The organism is Flavivirga amylovorans, assembly GCF_030540875.1.
Lineage (GTDB): Bacteria > Bacteroidota > Bacteroidia > Flavobacteriales > Flavobacteriaceae > Flavivirga > Flavivirga amylovorans.
Genome location: NZ_JAUOEM010000001.1, coordinates 536,507 through 562,876, shown reverse-complemented (window position 1 = coordinate 562,876; position 26,370 = coordinate 536,507). Strand labels below are relative to the sequence as shown.

Genomic DNA, 26,370 nt, shown 5'->3' with positions numbered 1-26,370 from the left:
GTTTCAATTAAAGTAAAAAGCCACCTGAAAGCTTCAATATCTTAAAAAAGCTTGATAAAATGAGCTAATCTACAAATTCCATCAAACCAAATCTATTAGGCTGATGTACATCCTTTTCAATATCATAAATGGGGAACAGCGTAGATGTAATTCTACGGTCTCCTTTTTTCTCATTTCTATCTTGTCTAATGGCTAAAAACGCCCATGTATTACCTTTTTCAACAGGAACTATACCGCCTAAAAATCCAAATACGGCTATTGGTATTTCCATCTCCATAGTCCAACCCTTATCTATATCGGAATCATCATTGATAGTACCGTTATAGGTTACTGCTGTTTTAAACTCTGGATTAAAGGTTTTGAGCCCATAGTCTTTCCCTTTATAATAGTTGTTAAAGAATATAATATCGTTTGAAGCTTGGTACATATTAACTTCAAAACCAAAATGCGTATCTAAACTATCGGGAACGGGGATTATGAATATTTCGGCACAGTCATCAAAAAATGGTTTCCCATCTCGCTTGGTTTCCCTAGCATTTAAAAACTTATCTTCAAACTCATAAAATAGATACAAGTTCTTTTCATCCCAAAGCATTCTAAAGGTTGACTTCTGCTTGTCCGTAGGTTTTGTGTTGTTGTAAGTATAATCAAAAGTTCTGGCTTCTGTTTTATCCCAAATAGATTCATCCATTTTACCATCTACAACTATAGCTTCATTAGCTCTGGATACTTTAAAAACAGGTTGTTCTCCTAAAACCATTTTTTTATCCGCCTTTTGAGCTCCAGCACAATTAACCAATAACAAGCCTACAATAATCAAATACCATGTATTCATATTTTCAATGTTTTAATCTACTAAAATTTCATCGATAATAGGTCCGCAATCATCTACAGTTTCTAGTTTAATGTAATTTGCACCCCTATCTATCTTTATTTTTACACTTGTCTTTTTCCAGTCTACTCCAGGACTTTGTATACTCTTTAAAAACAGCTTCTCTTCTACTACTTTATTATTCACAGTAACTTTTAAAAGCATACCTTTTTTCTTAGAACACTTACCTGAATAACGAATGTACAAATCTGCCTCTCCTTCTTCCCCATCATTTTCTTGATACCATTCTATAAAGGCTCCTGGTTTATCATTTAATTTAACATAACCCTTACCGTTAAAACCATTACCTTCACTTAAAACTGTAGCATTTTTAAATTTTGCAGTTTCAGCTTGTTCTCCAACAAGTTCAAAGTTTTTACTCGTATCATTCCAAACAAAGCCTTCGTTTGCTCCAAAACGTTCTTCTAAATGTTGTAAAGGCTTACCATCAACAACAACCAAAGTTTTTACTGTAGTTTCCAATGGCACTTCAAATGCCTGCGTGTATACTTCAGATTGCTGAGTTGGTGCCGTACCATCTGTAGTATAATATATTTTGATGTCTTTAGGTTGTAATGCTCCTCGCAAAGCAAGCAATTTCGCATCAATACTCACTTTATTTGAAGTAATTTGTTTTTTCTCTCCTAAAATTGAAGACGCTAACAAGGTAATAGGAGCCTCATTATCCCTGTACGACTCTATATAAGCTCTTGTTAATCCATAAAATGCTATACGGTCTTTGGCTTCAAAATGTTTTTCAACATCAATGGGACTACCATTACCTAAGGCACGAATCTTCGCTGGGCCGAATACATGGAAATAAGTTCTATTTTCTCCATATGGATACATTTCTCCTTGAGCATCTGTTGTTGTAACGCGTACTTGAACAATATCTTTTCCTGATGATTTTAATGGTTCTCCATCTACAGACAATTCTATTTTAGATGGTGCATTAGCTGTTTTAATCAGCTCCTCTGCTACTTGCTTTCCGTTTTTGTAACCTATAGCTTTTAATTCACCTGGTTGCCATTTTACCATCCATTGGCACTGCATCTTATCCCACGCTACACCTGGCTCTACTTTACCCAAGGATTTACCATTAAGAAATAATTCTACAGTATCACAATTAGAATAAACCCAAACTGGAATTTCAGTATCAAGAGAAAGTTTAGGGTGCGTCCAATGTGGCAATATGTGTACCATTGGTTTGGTTGTCCATTGACTTTGATATAAATAATAGACATCCTTTTCAAAATTTGCCAAATCTATAGCACCACCCATAAAGGCTTTAAACGGCCACGCACCATGTACAAAACCAGCTTCACCAATATAATCGTAACCTGTCCATCTAAAGGATCCCGCGTGATTTGGGATATCCCTAATTTGCTGAATGTTTCGTCTTGCACACAGACGTATCATAGCATTATCGTAACTAGAATTAAAAACTTGCTTGTTGTTTCCTCTATCTTTGTGAACAATCCAATCGTGAGCAAACACTTCTTCTTCTGTGATATCTGGTAAAGCATGCGGCTTTTTCTTCTTACTAGGGTAGCCATTTCTAAACCAAGATTTTGTTCTGTAATACCCTCTTACCTGAAAAGAATGTGTATTTTCCGTACCTATAAATACCCTGTCTTTTTCGAGTGTATCAAAAAATCCAACACTTTCACTAGCCCCATTAACACCATAAATATCCATATGCTCTGAACCGGAGTGCCCAGAAGTAACTGGTCTTGTTGGGTCCAATTCATGAGAGCGTTTTACCAAATCTTTTGCCACTTCACCATGTGTTTCGTTACCAAGACTGTATACAACAACCGATGGATGGTTTCTATCTCTTTTCATCCAATCGGTAAGGTCTCTTTCCCACCATTCTTCAAAAGAATGTGCGCCATAATCCTCATCGGCTTTTTTCATCCATCCATCAAAAATCTCATCCATAACCATCATGCCCATTTCATCACATAAATCATAAAAAATAGGTGTTTGCGGATTATGAGCCGTACGAATTGCATTCACACCCATATCCTTTAATTGCTGAATACGAAAACGTAAAACTTTATCAGGTACGGCAGCACCCAAAGCTCCTGCATCTTGATGATTACATACGCCATGCAGTTTTACATTCTTACCATTAATCCACATACCTGTTTCTGGAATCCACTCAATATCACGAACACCAAATCGGGTTTCTTTTTTATCTAAAACAGCGTCTCCTTTATGTATTTCACTTACTAGAGTATATAAATAAGGACTTTCTACAGACCATAAGTTTGGGGTTTCAATACGTAAGGTTGCTGTTGCTTTTGAAACTGCATTAGCGCCTCCCTTAACTGGACTTTCTTTTGACGCCACTGCTTTTCCGTTAGCATCAATAATTGATGTTTTTAGTGTAAATTCACCTGAAGCACTAGTAGTATTTGCAAGTTCTGTATCTACAGTAACTTCCTCTCCTTTTGTTCTTACAAACACACCATCTCTTGCAATATGAATTTTATCTTTTACGTCTATCCAAGTATGGGCATATATACCACTACCACTATACCATCTTGCCGATGGTTGCTTATCATTATCTACCCTAACGGCAAAGGTTATTTCATTAGATTTTTCAACCTCATCACTAATATCATACGCAAAAGACACCCAACCATAAGGTCTATCTCCCAACTTTTTACCATTGGCCCAAACGGTACTGTTCATGTATACACCATCGAAAGCTATTTCTACATATTTACCTTTCCACTCATTGGGAACAGTTATTGTTTTTCTATACCAACCAAAACCAGCTGGCAAATACCCACATCGGTCTCCCATTGGGTTGTTTTCATCATATTCGCCTTCTATACTCCAATCGTGAGGCACATCTAATGTACGCCATGAATTATCATCAAAACTCACTTGTTCTGCTCCTGGAACATCCTCTTGAATGAATTTCCAATCTGTATCAAAACTCTGTCTTCCTGACTTATTTGATACTGTTGCTGTTTCTTTTTGAGGTTGACATGAAGTGCACACTAATATAAGTGTGATGGCTATAATTTTTTGAAACATTGATAATTGGTAAATATTAATTTTCATTGGTTTGAATTTGTACGTTCTAATTATTCCAATATGCTTTGATTAACTCTAAAAATTTATTTTGAAGGCAAACGCAACATCTCCAGGCTGCTCACCTTCTATATTGATTTTTAATCCTTCTTTTGTTTGCTCCCATTGAATGGGGTTTTCCCCACTTAAAAAATCAACAGAAGTGATAGCTTTTGATTCGTATGGGTTTTCATTTGCTAAAGATCTGATTAAATAACTACCATCTTTAGACCAATCCATAGCTATAGCATATAAATTATCTCCTTTTGTGGTAAAACGAATATCTTTAGATCCAAAAGCTTTGTTGTTATGCTCTGAATGATTCCCTGCACTTACTTCTGTTGGCCCTTCACCAAATATTTTCCATGGTCTTGTTCCATAAATGGCTTCTCCATTTTTATGTAACCAAGCCCCAATGTCCTCTAAAATTGAGATTGCTTCAGTTGGAATAGTACCATCTGCCTTAGGGCCAATATTTAGCAACAAACATCCATTTTTACTTACTATATCTATTAATTCATCAATTAAATATCCCGATTCTTTATAGTCTTCATTTCTAATATATCCCCAAGACTTTTTACCAATAGAGGTATCTGTTTGCCATGGCATTTTATTAATCTTATCCATTCTCCCTCTTTCTAAATCCAACACAATCAAATCTTCTGGAAAGGAATTGCCTTTCATGTTTTTATCTTGAAATACTACTTCTTTACCTAGTTCTTCTCCTTTATTATAATAATAGGCTAGGATTTTTTTGTGTACTGGCGTAAAACCAGGTTTGTCTAAACCAAAATCAAACCATAATAGGTCTGGTTCATATTGATCTATAATATCTGTAGTACGATTCCACCAAACATCTAAAAATTCTTGTGTTGGCAAAGCCCCTTTATCGACTTTTTTCCAGTATAAATCTTGAAATTCAGGATCATTAGTATCCCAGTTTGGATCTTTATGACTGTAGTACTGTCTGTTTAAAGCAAAGTGCGATGACATTCCAAACTTTAAACCTTGTTTTTCGGCCTCGTCCTTCAATGCACGCATGATGTCCTTTTTAGGCCCCATGTTTACGACATTCCATCTAGTAACCTTTGAATTGTACATCGCAAATCCATCGTGGTGTTCTGCTACTGGAACCACATATTTAGCACCTGCTTTTTTAAATAAATTTATCCATTCTTGCGCATTGAACTTTTCTGCTTTGAATAACGGAAATAAATCCTTATATCCAAATTCCGAAGGTTCACCATAATGCTTTCTATGATAATTCCATACTGTAATTGAATCTCTGTTTTTTCGCCAACTTTCTTGATAAATACCCTTAGGATATTTTTCACTACTATGAGCTGGTACAGCGTAAGGCCCCCAGTGTAAAAAAATCCCAAATTTAGCATCTTGAAACCAAGCTGCATCTTTATAATTTTTTCTAATGGATTCCCAGTTTGCTTGGTATTTTGGTGTCTGTGGCACCTTTTTGGAATCGTCTTGCTTTTTTTTAGATTCACATGATGTAAATACTATTGAAAAAACAATTAAGAGTGCTAAAAGATATTTCATTTTGATTTGTTTATAATTAGTTTTTAGTTGAATTTTTTAAATATTTATACATTTCTGAACCTGCTGCCAGAAACCCACCTGTACCATAAACTTCTGTATAATTAGGAAACGCTTCTCCTGGCGCAGCACCTACACCTTGCACATAACCTACCAAGCCATCATCTCGCACACATGCTGTTAATGCTTTCCAGCCTTTTCTAATCACAGGATCGTATGTAGCTTTATCCAGAATCCCCATATTTACCCCTCGAGCCAATCCAAAAACAAAAAAATTAGCACCACTAATTTCTTTTGTTGGATAATCACTTTCTAAACCCATAATGCCCATAGACCATGTACCATCAGTTCGTTGTGTGCGTTTTAATGCTTCAGACATTTCCTTGAATAACTGTATGTAAAAGGGTGTGCCCTCCCAATCTTTTGGTAAATTTGGCAGCATATAAGTTAATCCGCCATACACCCAACCATTACCTCTCGCCCAGTATTCATTGGCGCCATTTTTTTCTCTTAACTTCTTTTTACCATTATCCCTATAAAATAATTGGTCTTTAGGATTCCACAAACGCTCATAAGCCATTTTGTACTGCTTGTCCATGTACTCCAAGTACTTTATTTCACCTGTTAAATTATATAAACTAGCCCAAACTGGTGGTGACATAAACAGTGCGTCTGCCCAAGTCCAATATAACCTATTCTCTTCTGAAGTTGCTATTATTGTGTCGAAAGCTTTTAATAAAGGCTCAAGTATCTTATCATCTTTTCGTTCTTTGTACAACTCAATATAAGCTAATCCAACTGTATGGTTGTCTGCATTAAAAACTGTTTTATGGTCATCTAAACGCCAACCATTTCTGTAACCAATATCTAATAGCCAATTTGTGTATGTACTATCTTTTGAAATGCGGTTGAACTCTATAAGCCCCGAATACAATGCACCACAGTTCCACACAACATCTTTATAACGTTTTCTATGATGCCACCGTTTTCGATTTGCAGTAGGCAACGCCCTATATTTACCCATATCGGCAAATGTTTTAATTTGCCAATCAGCTACTTTTTTTGTGATTGTTAAAGCTTCATCGGTAACGTAATGCACATCTTGAGCTCCACAACTAATAAAAAATATGCTAATTATAAGTGCTATTACACCCTTATGTTTAGGTAATTTATTCATTATTTTAAATTTCCATAAAAATATTTAAGTAAGTGTATATTTTGGTCTCTAAGGATTTAATAGAAGTATTTCTTAGTAAATAGTAATGGATTTGCTGTTACTTGTTACTGCTTAACCTGAACAGCACCATCCCAATTATCTGTTCTAAAAGACGGCGCAGGTAAAAGGCTACAATCAAATAAAGAACCTTTAATCCAGTTTTGCCATCCGTATCTTCCCTCTTTAGGGTTTGTTACATTTTTATTTGAAATAAAGATATATCTTCTATCTATAATTTTGGCTTTAGCAGGATAAAAAACTTTGTCTTCTCCAGCTATTTCAAAGCCTTCTATCTTTTCACTTTCATAAGCATACAAGCCATTTTCAGCATACTTAAACTTTAAAAGTAGACCATTGTCTTTTGCTTCCATACTGCTAAAAATAGGGCCTGAAAAGTCAATAGTCTTATAACTGTATGTTTTATGAAGCGCAATATTTAAAAGCCTATCTGCTACTTCTTTTTTTCTTGGAGGGTGAATAGACGTTTTAGAGCCAATATCCATAGTACACGCCATAAAAGTATTAGGGATGATATCCATAGCTTTTAATTGTGCTTCTCTTAAAAAAGCTGCATTTTTATAATTGCTATATTCATTAATAGCACCATATGATGAAAAAGGAGCTATTTGCACATAATAAAAAGGGAAATCTCCTATGTTCCATTTTTCCCTCCATTCTTTTACCATCATGCTCATCAATTTAGCATAATGCTGAGGTTCTGACCTGTTGGCTTCTCCTTGATACCATAAAGCTCCTTTTATGGTGTACGAAGTAATTGGATTTATCATGCCATTAAACAAAACAGTATTTGTTTTGTTAGGATATTTTTCATAATTCGAAAAATCTAGTTTTTGATGTTTTGTTAAAACCTCCATACTCATCCAAGCTTGAATAGGGCTAGCCCCCCATGAGGAATGAATCATTCCCACCGGAACATCTAATATGTTTTGTAATTGACTACCAAAAAAATAGGCAACGGCACTAAACTCAGGAACTGTATTTGGGTTGGCATAGGTCCATCCTTCATTCTTTGCATGAAGTTTTTTCGTAGGCTCTAAAGAGGGATTCTTGTTAACAGTAAATAACCTTAGGTTCTTATTTCTTGAATTGGCTATAGTTTGAACACTTCTATATACAGGTTGTCCTGGGTTACCAACTAAACCGAAATTCATATTAGACTGTCCGGAACACAACCATACTTCACCAAACACAACATTTTCTAAAGTGATGTTAGATACATTACTTTTTAAGTTGATGGTTTGGGGTTCTTTACTATTAGTGGTTTTTAAACTGGTTATCCACTTTCCTTTATTGTCTGCAGTAATGGTTACCAACTTGGATAACCATGATGCTGTAATTGTTATTTTTTCTCCTTTATCTGCCCATCCCCAAACTTTAACTGTTGTATTTCTTTGAAGCACCATATTTGAGGATACGATTGCAGGTAGTTTAATTTCTGCATGAATAGCAAAGTTGCTTAATAATAGTAATAAGATGCAACACATCTTAGTTTTCGTTTTATTGTATCTCTTCATAATTAACATAACTTTGAATGGGTTTTCTTTTGACTAAAATTTTGATTATCGAAACAATTGTACTCCTGAGTGAAAACATTATTATTTCTAATCTATACTCCACACTTTAAAGTCATCTACTTGAGCTTTTTCACCCCATACAGAAAAAGCAAACGTTTGTTTAGTTGGATGAGCGAAACCTTTTGAAGTATATTCAGCTGCAAATTTATCATCAATAAAAACCTTTATAGTTTCATGCAGATACAATATTGAAATATTGTGCCACTCATTTATTGACGTTTTATATTTTGCTATGTGTTTTGTTCCTTTCAATAAGGCTTTCATTTTAGCTTTATCCCTGGGGTCTTTACTTTTTTTCAACTCCATGACTTCCCAATTGAACTGTCCCATTTTACCATCTCTAAAATAAATACCAGATGGTGTTATTTTAACTTGACAAATATGCCCAAAACTAGCCCCTTTATAATTGCTGTCAATAATATTAAAAGATAATCCTTTTTTATCAAAAATCTTAAACCTAGACTGAATTACACCATTATTAAAAGGAGCCTTATGGCGCATAGAGACACCATGCTTAGCTTTATCAGACATAGAAATTACAACAATATTATCAATTAAATCGCATTGAATAACATCCTTGGATATCCTGCTTGTATTTGTAACCCAATCGTTACCCAAATCTTCTTTATCGGGTACTGACTCTGTTCTATTAAAATCATCATAAAAAATAAGAGTCCCTTTTTCCTTGAGCAACTTATCTATAACTATATCTTGCGCATTAACACTAAAAAACAGCAAGAAAAACGGAAGTAGTAGTAATTTAAAATTCATATTCTTTAGTTCAATTTTCGTTCTAAAAACCCAAAACCTTGTGGGCTATTGTCTGTTTTAATATTTTGTGTTAAAGTTAAATATCCAGTTTTTCGATTCATTTTAAATGTACAAACATTGTTTGATATCATATTGGCCACTAAAACGTAATTTCCAGTTGGGTCTATCTCAAATTCTCTAGGTCTTTCACCTCCTGATGAAACACAATTTACCTCAACAAGGCTACCATTAGTTTGGTCTATTTTACAGATAGCAATTCCAGCTCTCCATTATCAATAGTAACAAAACAATGAAAGGTGTTTTATTTAAAAACAATTTAATCACTTTTCTATTCATATCCTTCAAACCTACATTAATGGTTGTGTTTCTTTGTTTTCTTGTTCTTTTTTTCACCTGTACCTTTTACCTTTTGCAAGCTTAACTTTTGTTCTTCGGATAATAATTTTGCTACTTCTTCTTTATAATTTTCTTTAAGTATAGGTGTATCTGCAAAACCTTTGAGTTGTTTTGGTGTTAAGTTCATTCGTTTTGCTAATTCTTCAAGGTGTTTTTCCTTAGGCACACTGTCTTTAAGTATTTGCCTGTATACTTCATCGCGTTTGCGTATTAAGTCTGAGATTCCTGCCTCTTCTCGAAGATTCGTTAAATCTGCTTTTAATTTTTTACTCAATACATAAAACGCTTCCCATTGGTCATCCGATAACCCAACTTGCTCTAGTTTGATTTTCATAAACTTAGCAGCCATTGTAAGGCGCTCTTTTTTATGTTGAGAAAATCCCAAACTGGTTAAAAAACTTAAAGCTATTGTTATACATATTTTATACATTGTCGCCACGTATCGAAATTTTAATTGTTCTGGTTATTTAGATAGTATTTTATTAAAAAAGTTTAATTTTAATGACATTTTTATTTATTTTTTACTAAATACAACCCACCCAATTAAACTTTTAATGAATAAGAATGTCAAATCCATATAGAAATATTTAAAATTTATAATTTATGAAAAAAATTTTTTGTTTAGTCCTTTTATTCACCTATGCAGGGGTGTTTTCTCAATCAAAAAACACAAAGCCAAAAAACATCCTCTTTATTACCATAGATGATATGAATGATTGGGCTAAGCCATTTGAAGGCAATGTTCAAGCCATTACACCTAACATAGAAAAAATAGCAAACAATTCAACCATTTTTAAAAATGCTTACTGTAATTTCCCTTTATGTGGCCCATCCAGAGCAAGTCTTTTAACGGGTAAATTGCCTACCACCATAAAAGTGTACGATAATTCAGGAGAATTTAGAAAACCACCTGGTAACGCAAATTTAGTTACACTACCTCAATATTTTAAAAACAACGGGTACGAGACCATTTCTTCAGGAAAAGTATTTCATAATGGAAGAGGCAATAAAGAAGAACCTAAACCAGCAAGTGATCCTATTTCCTGGAATTATCAAAGAAAAGGAAACTTAGGCACACCTTATCCAAGTAAAGCAGACAAAAACCCTTTAAATATCAATTTTAAAATTGTTAGGTCTTCTTTTGATTTCTTCCCTTTAGATAAAGACTCCAAAGGAAATGTAGTTACCACTGAAAACACCGAAGACTTTAAAAATGCAGATTATATCGTTGATTATTTAAATCAAGAGCATGATAAACCATTTTTTGCTGCTTGTGGAATATATAGACCACATTTGCCTTTTTATGCTCCTAAAAAATATTTTGACATGTACGATTTGGATAGCATTCAGCTTCCATATGTAGGTGAAGACATGAAAGGTTTTAGAGATATTGATGATATAGAATTACCTAAATACCACGGTAAATTTCATAATGAGATTCTAAGAGTTAATGGTTGGAAACACTATGTTCGTGCGTATTTAGCAAATTTAACTTTTGCAGATGATGTGTTAGGACATTTATTAGATGGTTTAGAAAAAAGTCCTTATAAAGACAATACCATTATTGTAATTATGGGAGACCATGGCTGGTCCCTAGGAGAAAAAGAGCAATGGAAAAAACATAAATTATGGGAAGAAGCTACCAAAACGCCATTGATTATTTATGACCCTTCAAAAACTGACAAAGGTAGAGTTAGTACACGTATTGTATCGTTGGTAGATATATATCCTACTTTAATATCTTTAACGGGGTTACCCGACAAAGAAGACTTAGATGGACAAAGCATCAGTCCTTTACTTACAGAACCTGACAAAGAATGGAATAATACTGCTATTACAAGTAATGGTGAAAACAACCACGCTTTAAGAGACGAGAAGTATCGTTATATTAGAAATGTATACAAAGGGAATGTAGTAGAAGAACTATATAATCATGAAAACGATCCTAACGAATTCTATAATCTTGCAGGAAAAAAAGAATATCTAAAAGTTCTCAAAGAGTATAGGAAAAAACTGGAAGAGAAATTATTATAAGCTACATATAAAAAAAGACTATCTAGTGCATTAGATAGTCTTTTTTTTTGCTACAAAACAGTTAATACAAAAAACAAATCTTTAAATTATTCCCTTGTTCACATAAGGGGATAAGACTAAAGTCAATCAATACTCCATATTTTTAAGTTATCTATTTGTACTTTCCCCCACACTGCAAAACCAAAGTCTGCTTTTATAGGATGTGCAAATCCATCAGATGTAAATTGACCAACAAACTGATTATCGATATATATTTTAATCGTGTCTTCTAAATACAAAATAGAAACCTGATGCCAGTCATTCATACTTGTTTTAAAAGGCAATACAGATTTCATACTCGCAATTATCTTTTTTTCCTCTTTTGTCAAGGTGCCATTTCGTTTTTGTTTGATAAATTTCCTGCTGAACCTTCCGTTTTTACCATCTGTTATACTTACAGACTTAGGCCCAATGTTTATTTCACAAATATGCCCAAAACTTGACCCTTTATAATTTGGGTCTACAATGTTAAAACCAATCCCCTTATTAGTAAAAATTTTAAAACGAGATTGAATGACTCCGTTTTTAAAACCCGCTTTATGATATACATAAGGTCCGTGTTTAGCATCTTCTGATTTTCCTATCAAAAGTGTACCTTTAACTAAATCTGCTTGTTTTTTACCATCTTTTGTTATTCTAACACTATTTGTTTGCCATCCATTGCCAATATTTTCTTCAGTTTCATTAGGTTCATCTCTATCAAATTGATCTTCAAAAAGCAAAACACCTTTTTCTTTTAATAGTTTGCTTACTTCCTCTTGTTGGCAATTTATATTTTGCGTTAGAAGTAATACCAGAATACTTGTTATAAATAATTTCATGAGTTTTATAATTTTGAATTTAACTCTATAATCTCTTACCATATGTCCCTTCAAATGGTAATTGTTTATCCTTCATATAAGGCCTTAATAAATCAATTTGATGCCATTTTATTGCTGAAGGATACGGATCATTTTTTTGTACTTCACCTTTGGTGCTTCTACCATTTTCAATGATTATAGCGAGTTCTTTTTTTAAATCTTCAACAATTTCAGGGTATTGCAATGATAGATTTGTGGTTTCAGTTTCATCCGTTTCCATATCAAACAATAAAAGATCAGACATATTTGTAATAGGTCTTGTTATCTGTTCCACTTTTCCTCGGTTAGAACCGCCTTTATTATCTAATAACAATTTCCATTTCCCTTTACGGACAGCATAAACCCCTTTATCGGAATGATGCACAATTAATCGTTCTGCATTATTAGGTATTTCTTTCGCTTCTAAAGCAGGTAAGAAGCTAACACTATCTTCCCCTTGATTGCCTAGTAATTTTTTATTCAATATTTCTGCACAAGTAGCCAGCAAATCTGTTGTACATATAGTTTGATGACATTCAGTATTAGGCTTTATTTTTTGAGGCCAACGTACTATAAAAGGCACTCTATGGCCACCTTCCCAAGTGGTTCCTTTACAGCCTCTGTATTTCCAACTTGTGTAATGCCCTTTTTGTTTCATTTCTTCTATTTTGGCTTTTGGAGAAGTGCCATTATCAGTAGTAAAAATGATTATAGTATTATCTGAAATCTTTAATTTATCCAATGTTTTTAATACCTCACCAACTACCCAATCTGTTTCCATAACAAAATCACCATGTGGATTTAAACCGCTTTTTCCTTGAAACTCTTCTCTAGGTACAATGGGGCTGTGCGGAGATGTTAGCGGTAAATAAACGAAAAAAGGCTTTTGATGATTTTTAGTAATCCATTCAGAAGTTTTATGTGCCAAATCAGTTAAAACTTTGGTTCTGGTAAAGCCTTCTGACACCCATCCAGCTCTTCCATCTTCTAAGCTTCTACGATTCATCTCACTCTTATCTTTCACAAAAGATAATGTTCCGATTAAATTACGGTTTTCCATATAAGCATGGGGATCCATATTTAAAGAACCGCTAATTCCAAAATAGTAATCGAAACCTGCATCTAAAGCTGTATTATTAACGGTTTGATAAGGATTAGTTACATACTTGGCGGTAATGCGTTTTGACTTTTCAGGAGCGTTATTTGTCCAATCCATCCCTAAATGCCATTTACCTACACAAACTGTATTGTAGCCTTGCTTTTTAAGGAAAGAGGCTACTGTAGTCCTGTCCTTTGGAATTAAGGGTTTGCTATGGCCACCCAAAACGCCTTCTTTTAAAATAGTACGCCATGCATAACGCCCTGTCATGATACCATACCTTGTAGGACTGCACACTGAAGAACTCGTGTGGGCATCCATAAAATTCATGCCTTCATGAATCATTCTATCAATGTGAGGTGTTTTTATTTTACCTTCTGGATTGATTCCTGAAACATCTCCAAGCCCCATATCATCAGCTAAAATATAAATGATATTAGGTTTTTGTTCTTTTGGGTGTTGCCCTACTACATTTTTGCTCACAAAAAGTAAAAAAGTGAGTATATATAATATTTTAATGTCCATAAACCATAATTTGATTAACTGATACAAACAAATAACTTCATTTTTATGAACATTAAAGTATTCGGGGGTTTTTATAAAGTATCTGAAAGTATATATCAACAAGAAGTATTTTTACGCAGTTTCATATTATACTATCTTGCATATTAAAAAGTAGCTAGCCCATAGATTTTAATACATTTATTATGAAATTATACATATACCTTGTTATTTTCTTATTTACCATAACCCTAAATGCACAAAGTGGCAATAAAGATTATAGTGATACACCTAGACCTAATAACGGTCCCAATATCGTATTTATCCTATTGGATGATTTAGGATATGGTGATTTAGGTAATTTTTGGCAAAATCAAAGGTCAGGCACAAAAAAAATGTCTACACCCCTAATAGATAAAATGGCCAATGAAGGTGCTATGCTTACCCATCATTATGTTGGGGCTCCTGTTTGTGCTCCTGCAAGGGGAACTCTTTTAGAAGGACTTACGCAAGGGCATGCAAGTATTAGAGCTAATCAAGCTGATAAAGCAGCAGCAAATCGTTTAACATTAGCCCAGATGTTAGCTACATCAGGATATAGAACCATGCATGTAGGTAAATCTGGTACAGCAGGTCCTCGTGGTTCTGCCCTAGAAGCTCATCCACTAAAAAGAGGTTTTGATCAATTTTATGGTTTGCTATATCATAACCAAGGGCATATTCATTACCCTAAAAATGGAACCACCAGCAAAGAATCTTATTTTACCGATGGTTACACCAACATTTTAGAAGGAACAGATTTAACTTACACTACTGATGTTTTTACAGCTAAATCGAAACAATGGATTGTAGATCATGAGGCCGCAAGACCTTCACAACCGTTTTTCTTATATCTAGCTTACGATGTACCTCACACTGCTTTAGAAGTACCCACACAGGCATACCCAGCTAATAAAGGCTTAAACGGAGGACTACAATGGACAAGTAAAGACTCACCTACACCTTGGGTAAATACAGCTTCTGGAACGGCAGATTCTTATATCCACCCCGATTATGCTTCTCAAAGCTGGACAACAGATGAAAAAAAGTTTGCCACCATGATTCGTCGCGTAGACAGTTGTGTCGAAGATATTATACAATTGCTAAAAGATTTGAATATTGACAATGAAACCATGATTGTGTTTTCTTCTGATAACGGCCCACACTCTATTGATGATATAGGAGAATCTTTTCAATCTTATGCTAACTTTAATGGTATTAAAAGAGATATGTGGGAAGGCGGTATTAGAGTACCTACAATTGTTCGATACCCTGGAGTGGTTCCTCCCAACTCTCAGGTTACGTTCCCTTCAGGCCATTGGGACTGGTATGCTACTTTTGCTGAATTAGCAGGAGTATCTGTTCCAATTTTTACAGATGGTACTTCTATACTTCCTTCCTTAAAACAAGACAATGCAAACCAAAAGGATAAAGGCTATTTATATCATGAATTTTTTAGGCATACCGGTAAAACAACGCCTAACTATACTGATTTTGAACCTTCAAAAAGAGGCAGGGCCAGAAACCATATGCAGGTAATCCGTATGGGGGATTATAAAGGCGTACGCTATGACATTCAAGACCATTCTGACCCTTTTGAAATCTATGATGTGGTAAATGATGGCAGGGAATCTACAAACTTAGCGTCTTCAATGCCCCAATTGCAACAGAAGATGTTAGATAAAGTATTACAGGCAAGAATTAAAGACGCCTCTGTTCCAAGACCTTACGACGATGAATTAATTCCTTCAGTAACCGCTCAAAACCTGACTAACGGTTTGGTTAAAAGTACATTTTCAGGAGCATATGATTGGGTACCTAATTTTGAATTATTATCCCCTACCTCAGAAGCAATAAGTACTAACATTGATGTAACGGGCAATGGCTTGACTGAAAACTTTGGGGTAGCACTTGATGGATTTATTGAAGTCCCTACAGATGGAGCGTACACATTTTATCTAACATCAGCCTCCAAATGTCATGTTATGATCCATGACATTCATCTTTTAGATAATGACTTTGAATTTGTTACTACAGAATTATCCAGCTCGTTACAATTAAAAGCAGGGAAACATCCTATTAAGATTTATTACCAACAAAATGAAAATATTACACCAGATGTAGATTTAAAAATTTCAGGTCCAGGAATTTCTAAAACAAGTATTTCAGATGGTATGCTCTTTGCTGATGGTACATCTTTATCTACCGAAGCGAATAAGTTAACAAGACCTAGTGTTTTCATTTATCCAAACCCAGTTCAAGATCATTTAAAATTCTCTATTGCATCACATACAGAAACTGCATACACGATAAATATCTTTACTATTTCTGGACAAAAAGTATATACCGCTAAAAAAGACATAGTAAAAGGCGAAAAAATGATAGAGGTTCCTGTATCAAAATTAAATTCAGGATTCTACTTTCTATCTATTAAATCTGGCAAAAACCAAACAAGTGTAGAGAAGTTTATGAAATTATAAATTTATCGAAATCAATACGGTAAAAACTCATTAGAAGAACTAAAAGAGCATCTATATTGATTGTAACTTTAGATTTATATTTTTAAAAACGGTTTAGCCTCCAAACCCATTTTATCAATAGGAAAAAGGGCTTCTTCGGTTTCTAATTTCTGAATCATTAGTGCCATCATGTCTTCCAATACTTTTGGTTCTTTTTTGTACTGGTTAACACTTTCATAAGGGTCGTTTAAAAGATTATAAAGTTCATATCTTACATGAGAAGGATTCATCTCTGGAAAATAATGATATATCAATTTCCAATCACCAAATCTGTAACTTGTAAAATAACTGCTTCTATGTTCGTGCGGAAAATGCATTAAAAACTCAGGAATTCTATCTGAAGTTTTTTCTTGTGTCAACACTTCCCGAAGTGAATAGCCATCAATGGTATAATCTTTTGGTGTTTCAATATTCAAAATATCTAAAATTGTTGGATAGATGTCCATAACGGTTCCAACACTTTGTTGAACGGTTCCTTTAAGTATTGGTATTTGCTTTTGCCATTTATTGTCTGCATCTGTTTTAGCCCAAGCAGCTATAAAAGGTACGCGTGTACCACCTTCAAAATGCGTTCCTTTTTTTCCTCTAAGTGGTGATGAGCTTGCTACATCATGAGGATTCCCTATTGGTGCGTCAGATCCATTATCGCCAACAAATAAAATCAATGTATTTTCGGCAATACCTAAGGCCTCCAAATGATTTAATATATCACCTAAAGATTTATCCATCCCTTCAACTAAAGTTGCATACTTAAAAGCATCTTGGCTATATTCTACAGAATCATAATTCGGTTTAAATCGCTCATCGAACATAAAAGGCCTATGCACCGCATAATGCGACATTTCTAAGAAAAAAGGTTTGTTTTCTGCTACAGCCTCAGTTATCTTTTTATTGGCTTCGCGTGTTAAGGCTTCAGTTAAGAATGTATCTGTGTTATGATAGTGTTCTAAGTGTGGAACGCTGTTTTTCTTCTTTTTGTTTGTATAGTTTTCGGTACCATAATAACTACCTGGACTTCCCCATGCGCTACCACCAATGTTAAAGTTAAAACCTAAATTTAAAGGGTTCTCTGCATGAGAATTTAAGGAACCTAAATGCGCTTTCCCAATAAAAATAGTCTCATACCCATTGGCTTTTATAAGTTGGGGTAATGTATAATGATGAGATTTCTCGATACCTTGCCATTGCCAATTTTCGGGTCCAAATTCACCTCTGTTATTCAATTCAGGATTTATCCATTGAGTTGTTTTATGCCGTGTGGCATTTTGTCCTGTTAATATACTAATACGAGTAGGTGAACAAACGCTTTGTGCGTAAAATGTAGAGAACCGTGTGCCCATATTGGCTAATTTTTGCATGTTTGGTGTTCTATACCAATTGTTTAGAGGATACTTTTGAATAGTACCGTCTTTATTAGTCAAAAATGGTACTGAAGTATCCATAACTCCCATATCATCTACTAAAAACAGTATAACATTAGGTTTACTCTCTTTTAATTTCTGAGCTGTGACCAGATGTCCAGCTAAACAAGAGCATAGTAGCAGATATAAGGTTTTTTTAAGCATATTTATAGACTGTTTTTAATTATGTCAATTATTTTTTTAAGGCCCTTTTTACGCATTTCGTCGTTAAAATTTTTAACCATAGCTAAGGCTATGCTAAAAAATTTTGCCTAAAACTGCATCAAAAATGGCTCATAAAAATTCTAATCACACATTTCAGAACAGTCTCTTGGTTACTTCAATTTTTTCTTATTTTTCTTTTTAGGTTTAAAACTTCCCAACTCCACCCAATTGTCAACAGGTTTATAATTTGTAATATTATATTCTCCTCCTTTATGGGTGCTTTTAGCTGAAGCTAAAAACTCTATAATTTGAGCTCTCATATCCCTTACTTTTTCAGGGTATTGAGAAGCGATATTATTCATCTCTTTGATATCTTTTGACAAATCAAATAAACGGTCTTTTTGAATGTCTTTTTCAGATTCAATAATCAGCTTGTATTTCCCTTCAACCAAACAAGCATAGTTTTCATGACGAAATGGTATTGGTTTATCATGTACATTTTTTTCACCTTTTAAAACAGGTAAAATATTCTCACCATCTTGTACACGTCCTTCTGGTAATTTTGCTGAGGTCATTTCACATACTGTAGGCAAATAATCTAAAACTGACATAGGGACATCAATAACAGTATTAGGTTTTATATGCCCCGGCCATAAAGCCAATCCTGGAACTCTCACACCGCCATCTAAAACACTTCGTTTGCGACCACTAAATTCTCCTGCACTTCCTGCAGTTCTTACTTTTTTCCTGTCTTTTGGAGTTTTTCCTTCAGGGCCATTATCGCTAGTAAAAAACAAAGCTGTATTTTGATCGATCCCTAGGTTTTTCAATTCTTTTCTTAACCGTCCCACTTGATCGTCCAATGCAGTGATGCATCCATAATAATGGGCTGCCTGCCCATGCCCTTCATACATTTTTAAATATTCTGGTCCAGCTATTATGTCTTGATGTGGCGCATGAAACCAGATAACAGCTACAAATGGTTGATTCGCTTTTGCTGATTTTTGAATAAAAGGAATCACTCTATCCATCATGACACGAGAATCGTCGCCTTTTAGATTTTCCGTTTCCGGCACACCATTCAAATAATATGGATTATTTTTTGATCTGCGACCTTCTGCGGGGTTCCATGTACTAACAGCCGATTCGGTAACAAAAGATTCATCGTAACCAAACCAAGCTGGTGGTGCATAATTAATTTCAGGTTTACGTTTTGACCCTTTAGCAGAAATAGTCTTACTCAAGGTACCTAAGTGCCACTTTCCAAAGTGTCCGGTAGCATACCCTTCTTTCTTTAAAACAGAAGCAATAGTATTTTCTTCTTTTGGTAAGTGTCCTTTATTGGCAGACCAAATACCCATTCTAAAATAATGTCTTCCCGTTAGAAAAGATGCCCTGGTAGGTGAGCATACAGGACCTATTGAATAAAAGTGCGTTAATTTAACGCCTTCTTTAGCCATTTGGTCTAAATTTGGTGTTTTAATGATGTTATTACCATTAAAACCAACATCTCCCCAACCTAAATCATCAGCCATCATCAATATAATGTTAGGTTGTTTAGATTGATTTTGCGTGTCATGCTCTTTATTTGAGTCGGTGACACTTTTACTTGTACTTGAGCATCCAATAATAAATAAGGATAAGAACGTGTAAGAAACTAATCTCTTGAGGAAAAAATTCATTTTATGTTTGCTTTTATATTTTCCGTTTTTAATGGGGTTGCCCAAAAGTAAGCTTCGCTTTTTTGGAACTAATTAATTTTTGTTTTTTTTACGAAAAGACTATTCCTTGTAAAATTATTGATTAAGGTTGCTTTAGTGTTGTTATAGCATCTATTTTTATTGGTTTTTCTCGCAAAAACCTTTCGAAAAAATTAAATAAATACCTTGTAGTCTCTGTAAACTTTCCACCTCCGTGACCATGTTCCATATTTTCAATTCTTAAAAGATATGCATCTTTTGCACCTTTTGCTTTTAACTTTTCATGCAACCTATCAGAATGCTTAATTGGTACTCCTTCATCTAAAACGCCATGGTAACTTAAAAATGGTGGTACATTATTATGAACCCAATATATAGGCGATGCATTTTTAGCTTTTTGTTTTAGATCCTCTACACCAATAAGATTGAATACATTGTATCCTGGATCTGAAAAATCATTATACACTACTTTGTTTAGTAATGTGCCTTCTAACATTAAATCTGAAGGTCCAAAACCATTTATGGCACAAGTTACAGAAGCCGATTCTGTTAAATGGCTACCTACTACACCTTCAAAACGTTCGTTATTTGCTGTTACTGCGAGCATAGATACTAAGTGACCTCCAGCGGAAGTTCCCCAAAGTCCAATTTTTTCCTTATCAATACCATACATTTCTGCATTTGCTTTTACCCACCTTATGGCTGCCTTGCAATCGTGCAATTGCGCTGGCCATTTGGCTTCATTTGTTAATCTATAATTAATACTAACGCCTATGTAATTGCCTTCTTTTAAAAAATCATCTAGCAACGGATACCCATCACATTTATCACCTTTTTTCCAGCCCCCACCATGTACAAATATAATAACAGGTAGTGAAGAAGCTGTTCTGTTTACAGGTATAATTACATCTAACTTTTGATGTTCTTCACCACCTGCTGCATAAGGAATATCTGTAATGCGTTTATAATACCCAGAAAATTCCTTGAAACGATTTCTTCTAATACCAACAAACTGAAAATCACGATATTCTTGTTCTGTTAAAATACTATCGTTATTAACATCTGCTTCTAGATTTAACTCAAAAACAGTTTTAAGAGGCTTGAAGTTATTGGAAGTTTTATTAGATTTTAAAACTTCCCTACTCTCTACTTGCTCTGTTTTTTGAGCATTACAAGCTATAGTTGACAGTATTAATACGCCTATGTATAAAAAAAGATGTTTCATAACGTTTTATTCGTTTAAGTAACTGGGTTGATACTACTCTTTTTTAGATTTCTTCATACTTGCCTTTTCATTTTTAGTTTTCTTTTTCTCCTTTTCAATCATTTCAGGTGTTCTTACAATTTCAGGATATTTTTCTCCGGTCATATCTTCATAAGCATCTCTAAGCGGTTTTCCCCATTTACGCCACCTAAAAGGTTCTTGTTTAGGATAAAGCACAAATTTCTTATTCTGCCAAGGCATATTTCTATCAAAAATATCAACATAACGTTCATAAAATTCCTTTCCAATCGTATTATTTGCCCAATACTGATGAAATTCATCATAATCTTTATGCATCTTTTCTAACTGTTCCTTTTCATTCGTAGCTATGTTTTCCATTTCATTCGGATCCTTAACCAAATTGAATAATTCTTCAGATTCCGGCATGTTTTCATCAGCATAACACCATTTGATGTATTTATAATCTTCTGTAACAACTGCTAACCCTTTTGGTAAATCTGTGTCAGTAACATCCCAGGCTTGAACTAAACCTAAGCTTTCTCTAACTTTAACACCTGTTTTTTGTACAGCAGGCATTAAACTTTTTCCATCCATTTTAGCTGGAATTGCTAATCCAGCAGCATCTAGAATTGTTGGTGCAAAATCAATATTTCCTGTAATAGTAGTTGTTTTTTGTCCTCTGGCTGCTTTAGGAGCTCTAGGATCATAAATAATTAACGGAATTCTAGAAGAGGTTTCATAAGGCAATACTTTGCCTGCCAAACCATGTGCCCCAAGATGATATCCATTGTCTGATGAATAAATAATAATTGTATTATCTGCAACTCCTGCTTCTTCTAGCGCTTCAGTAATCATTCCTACAGCAGCATCTACACCAGAAACCAATTGGTAGTAAGCTCTCGTATGGTCTTGAAATACATCTGGAGACCATTTTTTTCTCTGCATGTATTGTCTGCTCATTTTTGGTTGGGCAGGTAAAAGATCTAACCCTTTTTTTCCATAGGTAGGTGGTGTTGGGAAAACCACATCTTGATATAGTTTTTGGTCAATAGGATCAATTATATCATGTGGCTCATGGGGTGCTTTAAAACTAATTGATAAGCAGAATGGTTTCCCGCTATCTTTTGATTCATTTATAAAATCTGCACCAAAGGCTCCCAATGCACGGGTTACGTGAGGGTACTTTTCAGCATAATCAACCATTAAAGGGTTTTTAATAGTTTCGTATTCTCCTTGACCACCTTCAAGCCTTCCCCATTTGTCAAAATATTGAGTACCGTCAAAGTTTTTATCAATACCAAAACCCCACTTACCTGTAAAAGCTGTTCTATAGCCATTTTTTTTCAGTTGGGCAGGGTATGCTAAGTTGTCCCAATCTTCCTTGGCTAATTTCCCCGTTTGAAAATTACATCCTGTTTTAAATTCATACATCCCCGTCATTACAGTTGCCCTGGCCGCCATACAAAGCGGAGAGGTAGCATAACAACGTTCAAACAAGACACCTTTATCTGCTAATTTATCTATGTTAGGTGTTTTTATGATGTCATTCCCCATACAACCCAATACTGTCGCATTCTGATCGTCAGTAAATAAAAATATAATGTTAGGTCTAGAATCTTTATTAGATACAGGTGTTTTTAAATTTTCATTCTTTTGCGTTTTACATGCTAAAACTGATAGTATCAATACAATACAGCATAAAATATTCTTGTTCATTTGTTTGTTTTAGATTATTAAATATTCTAATTATTTTCTTCTTACATAAACGTAATAAGCATTCGTGATTTGTTTTCCTTCTTTGTTGTAAAACACGGCATCAACAATGGTTTTTCCTTTATTAAGTTTTACGTTAAATGTCATTGTTTTTGTATCTGCCTTTACATCACGCATTTCATAAAATTCATCACCAACTTTTAAAGATACTGCTCCATAAGGGATAGCTGTAAGTTTTCCACTAGTCATTAGTGCTGTTTTTGGACTCTTATTACTCCATGCGTCAACCTTTTTTGTGATTTCTGGTATCCCCGTAAATGTTGCATCTACTTCCTTGGGCCAACGGCATACTTCAAATTCATAGATACCGCTTTTATAAGCTTCAATATGCCAAACACCTTTTGCTTCTCTACCACTAGCGCTATATCCATGAGCAAAACCATTGCCATCTCTTAATTCTGAAATGCTTAAAAATATTTCTTTATCATGTTTAGTGCCAACTATTGGAGTTGGGAAACTTCTATCGTCAACAGTAACTTTTTGCCAATGTTTATCAAAGTCTGCCATCAATTTTTTGACTACTTCTGGATGGTCTTTAAAAACATTGTTTTTTTGCCCAGGATCGTTATCTATATCAAACAATTTATTATGCCCAACTAAACGCCACTTTTGTGTCATGATAGCACTATTACTAGGGTTACGTTCTACCTCTCGTTGTTTTTCTACTACTATTGTTCTGTCTGGCCATGATGCAACATTATCTTTAAACAAAGGTACTAGGCTTCTTCCATCTAAATCGTTTTCCTTTGCTTTAGGAAATTTCATCCCACATAATTCTGCCAGAGTTGGTAATACGTCTATATGGGCAGACAAGGTATTAATATCTTTTCCTCCTGTTATACCACCCTTAGGCCAGTGAATAAAAAATGGTACTCTATGGCCTCCATCGGACGTGCTTCCTTTTCCTCCACTCATACCTGCATTAAAAGCGTGTCTGCCATGTGTGCTTCCATTATCGGTCATAAAGATTATAATAGTATTGTCTGCAATACCCTCATCTTCTAACACTTGCCTCAATTTTGCTATATTACCATCAATATGTTCAATTAAAGCATAAAATGGGGGGCAGTCTTTTTCAATACCTTTTCCTATATATTTCACATACTGCTCACCTAAATTTTTATAGGGTGATGTATAGGGCTTATGCGGTATATACGTTGGTAGATATATAAAAAATGGCTTGTTTTTTTTACGTTTTTTAATGTACTCCTCTGCTGAAGTATAAAACACATCTGGGTTGAAGCCCTCTCTATATTCTCGTTCACCATTATGCCAATACATATCGTTTACACGATCGTTCCAGAAATAGCAATCGCTGGTGCCTGTACCACCATCTCCACAACCTAGCCATTCTTCAAACCCTCTATCCATTGGTCTGTATGGATAATTTGCCCCTAGGTGCCACTTTCCAAACATGCCTGTTTGGTAGCCATTATGTTGAAACACATCTGCCATGCTAATTTCTGAAGCTCTCATGTGGTTTCCACCCCTTACGGTATGCCATACACGCGCATGATGCGAGTATTTGCCACTCATTAATGCAGCTCGCGTTGGCGCACAGGATGGGTCTACATGAAAATTAGTTAACCTAATGCTTTCACTATGCAGTTTGTCCATTGCTGGTGTATTGATAATGGTATTGCCGTGTGCCCCTATATCACCATAGCCTTGATCATCGGTAACCATAATAATTACATTTGGCTTTTGTTGTGCATTCGATAAAAGAAATATTGTTAGTAACAATACAAATAGTTTAAGTGATCTTTTCATCATATTTTAGTTTAAGCCTATATGTTATTTAATACTAGGAGTTGAATATCCAAAAGGGTTATTTTTTTTTCTTCGATGATTTCTCTTTTGCTACATTTTCCTTCGAAATTCTTTTCTTTTTAGCACTAAAGCTTTCCATATTTTCGGACGCTTCATAATACCTATGCGAGATTTCTATGGCCTCTTTCTGTTGCTCAGGGGTATAATCCCAATATTCATCAATCACTTGATTGCAAGCATATTTAGGATCATCTTCTTTGTACTCGCTACGCAATGTTCTTAACTGCACTTTTAGATCATCTATTACGCTATCATATTTTTTATTACCGTAAAGGTTATTCATTTCACCAGGATCTTTTTCTAAATCGTATAACTCCCAACTTGGTGGTGTTTCTGCTTTTGTTTCCTTTTGACGCGCTCCATAAAAATAAATTAGCTTGTATTTTTTGTCGCGAATGGCAATATGAGCAGGGTTGTAATGGGCCGACAAGTGCATCCAATAATGATAGTATGCAGCAGTCTTGGCATTTTTAGGTTCTTTACCTTTTTCCATGACGTAACGGAAACTTTTACCTTGCATATAATCTGGTTTATCAACACCAGCATAATCTAACATCATTACAGGGTAATCTACATTTTCAATGATAGCATCCGATCTTTGACCAGCTGGAATGGATTTAGGGTAACGAACAATAAAAGGCATTCTCATACCTTCTTCATATCCCCACCTTTTATCTATATAATCATGTTCTCCTAGATAAAACCCTTGATCTCCAGTGTAAATAATAACTGTATTGTCATACAAACCTTCAGCTTTTAAATAATCGACTACTTTTTTAATATTGTCATCAACACCTTTTACACAACGTAAATATTTTTTTAGATAATTTTGATAAGCGAGGTGTGTTACTTCTCTATCACTTAATTCTGGATTTTGCTTTTGCAATCTTGATGAATAGTTTCGCAAAGGACAACGAGGACTTATTGAACTACCAAGTACATGAATTAATTCATCTTTATAGCCCCTAGACCCAATAGATCCGTGGTTTCCTGATTCATATAAATTTTTAGGCTCAGGAATTTCAACATTAGCTAAATAGTCTTCATAGCGAGGGGCATATTCAAAACCTCCATGAGGTGCTTTAAAGTGCATTTTCAGGAAAAACGGTTTCTTAGGATCTCTTACATTCTTGAACCAGTTTAAAGTAGATTCACCTATACAGTCTGATGAATGGCCTTTCATATGTTGACCATCTGAGTATTCTTTACTTTTCCCCAAAATAGCCTTTTTATAACTTTCTGTTCCACCTGTCATTCTAAAATAAGGATCGAAGTAATTACCTTGTCCTGGTAATACTTTCCAATAATCAAAAGCAGTAGGCAATTCTTTAAGATGCCATTTACCTATTACGGCAGTAGTATAGCCTGCTTTTTTCATTTCTTTGGCCAAGTATTGTTTATTTTCAGGAAGTCTTCCTCCTAGGGTAGTAACACCATTCACAGCACTATATTGTCCGGTCATAATACAAGCTCTACTGGGGGTGCAAATAGCATTTGTACAAAAAGCATTTTCCATAATAATGCCTTCTTTTGCAATCTGGTCAATTACAGGTGTGGGATTTAGCTTGGTCAACCTACTGTTATATACTCCAACAGCTTGTGAGGTATGGTCATCTGACATAATAAACAGAATATTAGGCTTTTTAGATTGAGCAAACGTGCTTCCTATGAAGAATAATAAGAATATGTATTGTAAAATGCGATTCATCATTTTGAATTC

Annotated in this window: 18 protein-coding genes; 2 read left to right on the top strand and 16 right to left on the bottom strand. The window is 34.6% G+C overall.

All coding sequences use genetic code 11. The features are described from left to right. Nucleotides 1–64: 64 nt before the first annotated feature. The 8 genes from Q4Q39_RS02270 to Q4Q39_RS02240 all read right to left on the bottom strand — a co-directional run bounded on the left by Q4Q39_RS02270 (nucleotide 65) and on the right by Q4Q39_RS02240 (nucleotide 9,821). Nucleotides 65–835 carry a carbohydrate-binding family 9-like protein gene (locus Q4Q39_RS02270; RefSeq protein WP_303280740.1) on the bottom strand — a complete coding sequence of 257 codons (771 nt, stop codon included), beginning with the start codon at nucleotides 833–835 and terminating at the stop codon, nucleotides 65–67. Between the two features lie 12 nt (nucleotides 836–847). Then, complete coding sequence (locus tag Q4Q39_RS02265) at nucleotides 848–3,949, bottom strand: glycoside hydrolase family 2 TIM barrel-domain containing protein (RefSeq protein ID WP_303280739.1); 3,102 nt, start codon at nucleotides 3,947–3,949, stop codon at nucleotides 848–850. A gap of 48 nt (nucleotides 3,950–3,997) precedes the next feature. Continuing rightward, nucleotides 3,998–5,512 carry an alpha-L-fucosidase gene (locus Q4Q39_RS02260; RefSeq protein ID WP_303280738.1) on the bottom strand — a complete coding sequence of 505 codons (1,515 nt, stop codon included), beginning with the start codon at nucleotides 5,510–5,512 and terminating at the stop codon, nucleotides 3,998–4,000. A 16-nt stretch (nucleotides 5,513–5,528) separates the two neighbouring features. Further along, nucleotides 5,529–6,686: a glycoside hydrolase family 88/105 protein gene (locus tag Q4Q39_RS02255; protein ID WP_303280737.1), complete on the bottom strand. Its 1,158-nt coding sequence runs from the start codon at nucleotides 6,684–6,686 to the stop codon at nucleotides 5,529–5,531. Nucleotides 6,687–6,790: 104 nt separating this feature from the next. Beyond that, nucleotides 6,791–8,260 (bottom strand): sialate O-acetylesterase, encoded by a 1,470-nt coding sequence (locus tag Q4Q39_RS02250; protein WP_303280736.1) that lies wholly within the window; start codon nucleotides 8,258–8,260, stop codon nucleotides 6,791–6,793. Between the two features lie 87 nt (nucleotides 8,261–8,347). Continuing rightward, on the bottom strand, nucleotides 8,348–9,091 hold the full coding sequence (locus tag Q4Q39_RS02245; RefSeq protein WP_303280735.1) for a hypothetical protein: 744 nt from the start codon (nucleotides 9,089–9,091) through the stop codon (nucleotides 8,348–8,350). 5 nt (nucleotides 9,092–9,096) lie between these two features. Beyond that, the gene (locus Q4Q39_RS20580; RefSeq protein WP_367892709.1) at nucleotides 9,097–9,342 is read right to left on the bottom strand and encodes a beta-propeller fold lactonase family protein; all 246 of its coding nucleotides are present in this window, start codon (nucleotides 9,340–9,342) and stop codon (nucleotides 9,097–9,099) included. Nucleotides 9,343–9,443: 101 nt separating this feature from the next. Beyond that, nucleotides 9,444–9,821 (bottom strand): hypothetical protein, encoded by a 378-nt coding sequence (locus Q4Q39_RS02240; RefSeq protein WP_303280734.1) that lies wholly within the window; start codon nucleotides 9,819–9,821, stop codon nucleotides 9,444–9,446. 269 nt (nucleotides 9,822–10,090) lie between these two features. Between Q4Q39_RS02240 and Q4Q39_RS02235 the strand changes: the two genes are divergently transcribed. Continuing rightward, complete coding sequence (locus tag Q4Q39_RS02235; protein ID WP_303280733.1) at nucleotides 10,091–11,521, top strand: sulfatase; 1,431 nt, start codon at nucleotides 10,091–10,093, stop codon at nucleotides 11,519–11,521. A gap of 122 nt (nucleotides 11,522–11,643) precedes the next feature. Here the strand turns inward: Q4Q39_RS02235 and Q4Q39_RS02230 are convergent, their stop codons facing one another. Further along, entirely contained in the window at nucleotides 11,644–12,381 is a 738-nt protein-coding gene (locus tag Q4Q39_RS02230) for a hypothetical protein (RefSeq protein ID WP_303280732.1), read from the bottom strand. Nucleotides 12,382–12,406: 25 nt separating this feature from the next. Then, entirely contained in the window at nucleotides 12,407–14,023 is a 1,617-nt protein-coding gene (locus tag Q4Q39_RS02225; protein ID WP_303280731.1) for a sulfatase family protein, read from the bottom strand. Nucleotides 14,024–14,205: 182 nt separating this feature from the next. Between Q4Q39_RS02225 and Q4Q39_RS02220 the strand changes: the two genes are divergently transcribed. Continuing rightward, nucleotides 14,206–16,518 carry a sulfatase-like hydrolase/transferase gene (locus Q4Q39_RS02220; protein WP_303280730.1) on the top strand — a complete coding sequence of 771 codons (2,313 nt, stop codon included), beginning with the start codon at nucleotides 14,206–14,208 and terminating at the stop codon, nucleotides 16,516–16,518. A 74-nt stretch (nucleotides 16,519–16,592) separates the two neighbouring features. Here Q4Q39_RS02220 and Q4Q39_RS02215 read toward each other — a convergent pair whose 3' ends face one another. From Q4Q39_RS02215 to Q4Q39_RS02190, 6 genes are all read right to left on the bottom strand, one after another. Continuing rightward, nucleotides 16,593–18,122, bottom strand: coding sequence for a sulfatase-like hydrolase/transferase (locus tag Q4Q39_RS02215; protein WP_303280729.1), 1,530 nt, complete (start codon nucleotides 18,120–18,122; stop codon nucleotides 16,593–16,595). Nucleotides 18,123–18,292: 170 nt separating this feature from the next. Beyond that, nucleotides 18,293–19,804, bottom strand: coding sequence for a sulfatase family protein (locus Q4Q39_RS02210; protein ID WP_303280728.1), 1,512 nt, complete (start codon nucleotides 19,802–19,804; stop codon nucleotides 18,293–18,295). A gap of 121 nt (nucleotides 19,805–19,925) precedes the next feature. Then, on the bottom strand, nucleotides 19,926–21,047 hold the full coding sequence (locus Q4Q39_RS02205; RefSeq protein ID WP_303280727.1) for an alpha/beta hydrolase: 1,122 nt from the start codon (nucleotides 21,045–21,047) through the stop codon (nucleotides 19,926–19,928). Between the two features lie 33 nt (nucleotides 21,048–21,080). Beyond that, nucleotides 21,081–22,763 (bottom strand): sulfatase family protein, encoded by a 1,683-nt coding sequence (locus Q4Q39_RS02200; RefSeq protein ID WP_303280726.1) that lies wholly within the window; start codon nucleotides 22,761–22,763, stop codon nucleotides 21,081–21,083. A 30-nt stretch (nucleotides 22,764–22,793) separates the two neighbouring features. Continuing rightward, on the bottom strand, nucleotides 22,794–24,593 hold the full coding sequence (locus Q4Q39_RS02195; RefSeq protein ID WP_303280725.1) for an arylsulfatase: 1,800 nt from the start codon (nucleotides 24,591–24,593) through the stop codon (nucleotides 22,794–22,796). A gap of 55 nt (nucleotides 24,594–24,648) precedes the next feature. After that, the gene (locus Q4Q39_RS02190; protein WP_303280724.1) at nucleotides 24,649–26,361 is read right to left on the bottom strand and encodes a sulfatase family protein; all 1,713 of its coding nucleotides are present in this window, start codon (nucleotides 26,359–26,361) and stop codon (nucleotides 24,649–24,651) included. Between the last annotated feature and the right edge of the window lie 9 nt (nucleotides 26,362–26,370).